Genomic DNA, 5742 nt, shown 5'->3' on the forward strand with positions numbered 1-5742 from the left:
CACCGTCTCCATCGGCAAGCGCATCGCGGCCGAGATCAAGCCGAAATGGCTGCGCATCGGCGGCTACTGGTACCCGCGCGGCGGCATCCCGATCGACGTGTTCTGGCAGACCGGCAAGGTCCCCAAGGGCCTATGGATCCCCGAACAAGGCGTCGCGCCGTATCGCGGACGGGGCTAGGCACGCTCAAGCCCGTTTCCCGGACGCGCTGCAGCGTTCTTACGCTGCCGCGCAGATCCGGGATCCCGATTTTTTCCTGGTAAATGACCGGGACCCCGGCTCTGCGGAGCACCACGCGGCAAGCGCCGCGCGCTGCACCGCGTCCGGGGAACGGACGGCGCTCAGCCCACCCGCCGCTTCGCCGTGTCCTCGATGTTATTCAACGGCTTCTTGATATCGCCCCGCTGCAACTCGATGGTCATGCTGCCGGAATAACCGGCAGGCACCGGCTGCAGAGCGGCGGCCTTCTCGCGCTTCATTTCGCGCTGGTTGAACAATTCCTCGATGAAAACCGTCGCGCCAACGAGTACGACCAGAGCAACCGGGAAACAGAGGGCCATTGTTTGAAGGTCGGTCATCGTTCTTCGAGCCTCTCCAGCAGGAAACGACCAAAGAAATGTAGTGCGAAACCGCCTACCGCACGGATACCGGTAGTGCCGAGCCAAAAATGCCGTGGGCCGGCGAATTAGTAAGTTCATGGAAGATGGCAGCAACGGCGCAAAGGCACCTGCCGTGAGCACCGCCGTTGCCAACGTTTTTTACCAGTTCGCCGACAGCTTTCGCTTTTCATTGCGAGCCGTCTTGTTCACTTGGCTAGCATCTAGGACGCTCTTTTGTACAATTTAAGATTGCAAAGTTTGGTCGCGCCGTCAAGTCAGCAGCGTTCCTATTGAATCTGCACAATCGCAGTGAGGTCGGGTAGAAGCGTTGACAGCCATCGAAGACCCCCATCCAAACAGCAGAATTTGGAGAGATCATGCTACCGCAGCCTCCCGAACCCAGCGCGCCGCTCTACATCACGATGCGCGACGACGACAATGTGGCGATCGTGGCCAACAGCGGCGGGCTGCGGCCCGGCGCCCGCTTCGCCTCCGGGCTGACCCTCGTCGAACAAATCCCGCAGGGTCACAAGGTGGCGCTGCACGACATCGCCGCCGGCGCGCCGATCATGCGCTATGGCGAGACCATCGGCCACGCGGTGTCGGCGATCCCCAAAGGCGGCTGGGTCAAGGAGGCGCTGGTGTTGATGCCGGATGCCCCTGCCCTCACCAACCTGCCGGCGGCGCGCGGCGCACTGCATCCGCAGGCGCCGCTGGAAGGCTATACGTTCGAGGGTTATCGCAACGCCGATGGCTCGGTGGGCACGCGAAATATCCTGGCCATCTCGACCTCCGTGCAATGCGTCGCGGGCACCGTGGAATATGCCATCAAGCGGATCCGCGAAGAGCTGCTGCCGAACTATCCGAACGTCGATGACGTGATGGCGATCACCCATGCCTATGGCTGTGGCGTCGCCATCAATGCGCCGGGCGCGGCGGTGCCGATCCGCACGCTGCAGAATCTGGCGCGCAATCCGAACTTCGGCGGCGAGGTGATGATCGTCGGCCTCGGCTGCGAGAAGCTGCAGCCGGAATTGCTGCTGCCCGAAGGCATGGCCTCGGCGAGCATGGGCGACAGCGATATCGTGCGCATGCAGGACGAGACGCTGACCGGGTTCGGCGAGATCGTCGATAGCATCGTGGCGATGGCCGACAAACGGCTCAAGGTGCTCGATCAGCGCCGCCGCGAGACCTGCCCGGCGGCCGATCTGGTGATCGGCACGCAATGCGGCGGCAGCGATGCGTTCTCCGGCGTCACCGCTAATCCCGCGGTCGGCTTCGCCGCTGACCTGCTGGTGCGCGCCGGCGCCACCGTGATGTTCTCCGAAGTGACAGAAGTGCGCGACGCGATCCATCTGCTGACGCCGCGCGCGGTCAACCAGGACGTCGCCGACGCGCTGATCCGCGAGATGGATTGGTACGATCGCTATCTGCAGAACGGCGAGGCCGATCGCAGCGCCAACACCACGCCGGGCAACAAGAAGGGCGGGCTGTCCAACATCGTCGAGAAGGCGATGGGCTCGGTGATCAAGTCCGGCACCTCGGCGATCTCCGGCGTGCTGTCGCCCGGCGAGCGCGTCCGCGACAAGGGCTTGATTTTCGCAGCGACGCCGGCCAGCGACTTCATCTGCGGCACACTGCAGCTCGCCTCGGGCATGACGCTGCATGTCTTCACCACCGGCCGCGGCACGCCCTATGGCCTGGCCGCCGCGCCGGTGATCAAGGTGTCGACCCGCAGCGATCTCACAGCGCGCTGGCACGACCTGATCGACCTCGACGCCGGCACCATCGCCACCGGCAAGGCATCGATTGAAGACGTCGGCTGGGAGCTGTTTCACCTCATCCTCGACGTCGCCAGCGGCCGCAAGCAGACTTGGTCCGACAAATGGGGCATCCACAATTCGCTGGCGCTGTTCAATCCGGGGCCGGTGACGTAGGCGCGCTCCTTTCCCGGACGCCCTGCGTCCGGGGAACGGAACGCTACACCACCGCCGGTTCGACATCCATCAGCCGGGTCGGCTTCAGGAAACGCGCACAATAGAATCCGAGCGCGAAGATGATCGCGGCTGATGTCAGCAGCGTCGGCAACTTGCCGAGGTGCAGCAGGCCAAATCCATAGGCGATCGGGCCGACCGTCTGGCCCATGAAGAAGCAGAACGCGTGCAGCGACATCGCGCTGGCGCGGGCCTCTTGCGACAGCTCGCTGGAGAAGATCTGCAGCGAGCCATGCAGCATGTAGAAGCCCCAGCCCATCAACAGCAGGCACAGCGCCTGGACTGGCCATGGCGGGCCGAACGCGACGATAGCGAGCTGAATGGCGATCACGATGCCGCCGGATATCATCATGCCGTTGATGCCGATGCGCGGCAGCATCCGCGACACCGTGCCGGTGTAGAACAAGCCGCCGAACGCAAAGCACGCCAGCACCAGCCCGGCGATCGACAGGCTGGTGACGCCGCGTTCGAACAGGAACGAGGCGACGAACGGAAACAGCCCGAGGATGCAGCAGCCCTCGACGAACACGGCGCTGTAGCAGATCGCGGTGTTCGGATTTCTGAAGATCGCGCGGTAGCCGGTCCGCAGCACGCGGAGATCGACCTTGCCCGGCGGCTTTGCGAGTTGCGCGTTCTTGAAGCCGATCGACACTGCCACCGAGGCGACGATGGCCAGCAGGCCGAGTACCGCCAGCACGCCGCGCCAGCCGAAGAAGTCGCCGATCACGCCGGAAGCGGTGGCGCCGAGCAGGTTGCCGGTCATGGCGCCAGCCAGCACGCGGCTGATGGCGACCTGACGCTGGCCGGGGCCGACCAGATCGCTGGTGAGGCTGAGGGTCACCGGAAACACGCCGCCGGCGCCGATGCCGCCGAGCACGCGGCTGGCGAGCAGCAGCTCGTAGGACGTCGTCATCGCGCCGAGAATGTTGGCTATGCCGAGCAGCACCAGACAGAACACCATCAGCCGCGCCTTGCCGAACAGGTCGGCGGCGGCGCCCAGCACCGGCTGCACGATGGCGAAGGTGAAGGCCAGCGCCGACGACAGGCCGGCCGCCGTCGCAATGGTGACGCCGAGTTCGTCGGCGACATGGGGCAACACCGGGTCGAGCGCGCGCATCGACAACGCCGCCGCGAACGACGCCAGCGCGATGATATTGAGAACGGGCGGCATCAACGCGCCCGTGTGGCCGCAGCGAGCATCAAACCGATCCGGATTTGGCGAGCTTGTCAAAGGCCATCAGGTTGCGGATCAGGGCCTCGAAGTCACGCAGCGGCACCATGTTGGGGCCGTCGGAGGGAGCGTGATCGGGATCGGGATGGGTCTCGATGAACACGCCGGCGACGCCGACGGCGACGGCCGCGCGCGCCAGCACCGGCACGAATTCGCGCTCGCCGCCGGACGACGTGCCCTTGCCGCCGGGCTGCTGCACCGAATGGGTGGCGTCGAAAATCACCGGCGCGCCGGTGGTGCGCGCCAGGATCGGCAGCGCACGCATGTCGGATACCAGCGTGTTGTAGCCGAACGAGGCGCCACGCTCGGTGACGAGCACGCGGTCGTTACCCGACGAGGTCAGTTTGCTGACGACGTTGGCCATGTCCCACGGCGCCAGGAACTGGCCCTTCTTGACGTTGACCACCTTGCCGGTCGCGGCAGCGGCCAGCAGCAGGTCGGTCTGGCGGCACAGGAAGGCCGGGATCTGCAACACGTCCACCGCTTCCGCGGCGCGCGCGCACTGGTCGATCTCGTGGACATCCGTCAGCACCGGCAAGGCAAACGTCTCGCGGATCTCGGCGAAGATCGGCAGCGCCTGGTCGATGCCGATGCCGCGCGCGGCGGACGCGCTGGTGCGGTTGGCCTTGTCGAACGAGGTCTTGTAGACCAGCCCGATGTTCAGCCGGGTGGCAATCTCCTTGAGCGCGCTGGCCACCTCGAGCGCGTGCGCCCGGCTTTCCAGCTGGCACGGCCCGGCGATGATCGAAAGCGGCAGCGCATTGCCGAATTGCACGGCGCCGGCAGAGACGATCGCGGCGGCTGAGGTGGTGGCGGTCAAGTGAGATCCTTTATGGCTTGTTCGCAGATCGTAGGATGGGTAGAGCTCCGGCGCGCGTCGCGCGCTGGAGATGAAACCCATCAGGGTTGTTGCTGGTCAGGCGATGGGTTTCGCGAAGACGCCCTACCCGTCCTACAATGGCCCGTTACTTCAGCGCCGAGAACGCCGTCGGTACCAGCAGCTGGCTGGCGATGTTGGCGAGGATCTGGCCGCTTTCCTCGGACTTGGCGCGTGCCTCAATCCAGTCGGGGTCGCTCTGAAACGCGTTCCACTTGGTCTCCCGGTCGGCCATCGATTCCCACGCCAGGATGTAGGTTAGTTCCTGGTTGGATTCGCCGATCAGCGTGGTGAAGAAGCCGACCTGGTGGATGGCGTGCTTTTCCCACAGCTTCAGCGTGGTGTTCTGGAAACGGTTCAGCAGCGCCGGCAGGCGGCCGGGCAGACAGCGGTAAACACGCACTTCATAGATCATAGGATCTCCCTGGATTGTTGCTTGCGACTTCAACGAAGGCTTTGTCGCAACAATCGGGGTATCCGTCAAAGCGGCTGCCCGCAGATCAGACCAGCCGGCTTTGCGCCGCCGCCGCCTTGATGAAGGACGCGAACAGAGGGTGCGGCTCGAACGGCCGCGACTTCAGTTCGGGGTGGTACTGCACGCCGATGAACCACGGATGGTTCTCGTATTCGACGATCTCCGGCAGCACGCCGTCCGGCGACATGCCGGAGAATTTCAGGCCATGCTTCTCGAGGCGGTCCTTGTAGGCGGTGTTGACCTCGTAGCGGTGACGGTGCCGCTCGGAGATCTCCAGCGCGCCGCCGTAGACTTCCGACACCTTGCTGCCGGCGCGCAACGCGGCCGGATAGGCGCCGAGCCGCATGGTGCCGCCGAGGTCGCCGGCGTTGTGCCGCTTCTCCAGCTCGTTGCCGCGGAGCCATTCGGTCATCAGGCCGACCACCGGCTCGGAGGTCTCGCCGAACTCGGTCGAGCTGGCATTCTCGATCCCCGCGGTGTTCCGCGCCGCCTCGATGCAGGCCATCTGCATGCCAAGACAGATGCCGAAGAACGGCACTTTTCGCTCGCGCGCGAAGCGGACGCTGGC

General features: G+C 65.1%; 6 protein-coding genes and 1 pseudogene. 2 read left to right on the plus strand and 5 right to left on the minus strand.

Annotated elements, in window-relative coordinates; all coding sequences use genetic code 11:
• A pseudogene (locus JWR89_RS16275) lies at nt 1–178 on the plus strand (NADPH-dependent 7-cyano-7-deazaguanine reductase QueF); the annotation flags it as partial.
• 161 nt (nt 179–339) lie between these two features.
• On the opposite strand, the gene JWR89_RS16280 reads toward JWR89_RS16275, so the two are convergent.
• Nucleotides 340–576, minus strand: a complete 237-nt coding sequence (locus JWR89_RS16280) for a hypothetical protein (protein WP_299717929.1) — start codon at nt 574–576, stop codon at nt 340–342.
• 398 nt (nt 577–974) lie between these two features.
• Between JWR89_RS16280 and garD the strand changes: the two genes are divergently transcribed.
• Nucleotides 975–2534 (plus strand): galactarate dehydratase, encoded by a 1560-nt coding sequence (gene garD / locus JWR89_RS16285; RefSeq protein ID WP_299717931.1) that lies wholly within the window; start codon nt 975–977, stop codon nt 2532–2534.
• A gap of 43 nt (nt 2535–2577) precedes the next feature.
• Here garD and JWR89_RS16290 read toward each other — a convergent pair whose 3' ends face one another.
• The 4 genes from JWR89_RS16290 to JWR89_RS16305 all read right to left on the minus strand — a co-directional run.
• The gene (locus JWR89_RS16290; RefSeq protein WP_299717933.1) at nt 2578–3762 is read right to left on the minus strand and encodes an MFS transporter; all 1185 of its coding nucleotides are present in this window, start codon (nt 3760–3762) and stop codon (nt 2578–2580) included.
• Between the two features lie 28 nt (nt 3763–3790).
• The gene (gene kdsA, locus JWR89_RS16295; RefSeq protein WP_299717935.1) at nt 3791–4642 is read right to left on the minus strand and encodes a 3-deoxy-8-phosphooctulonate synthase; all 852 of its coding nucleotides are present in this window, start codon (nt 4640–4642) and stop codon (nt 3791–3793) included.
• A 145-nt stretch (nt 4643–4787) separates the two neighbouring features.
• Nucleotides 4788–5114: an NIPSNAP family protein gene (locus tag JWR89_RS16300; RefSeq protein ID WP_299717937.1), complete on the minus strand. Its 327-nt coding sequence runs from the start codon at nt 5112–5114 to the stop codon at nt 4788–4790.
• Nucleotides 5115–5199: 85 nt separating this feature from the next.
• The coding region (locus JWR89_RS16305) for a gamma-glutamyl-gamma-aminobutyrate hydrolase family protein (protein ID WP_299717939.1) at nt 5200–5742 on the minus strand (543 nt) is incomplete at its 5' end.

The sequence above is a fragment of the Tardiphaga sp. genome (assembly GCF_028290785.1).
Lineage (GTDB): Bacteria > Pseudomonadota > Alphaproteobacteria > Rhizobiales > Xanthobacteraceae > Tardiphaga.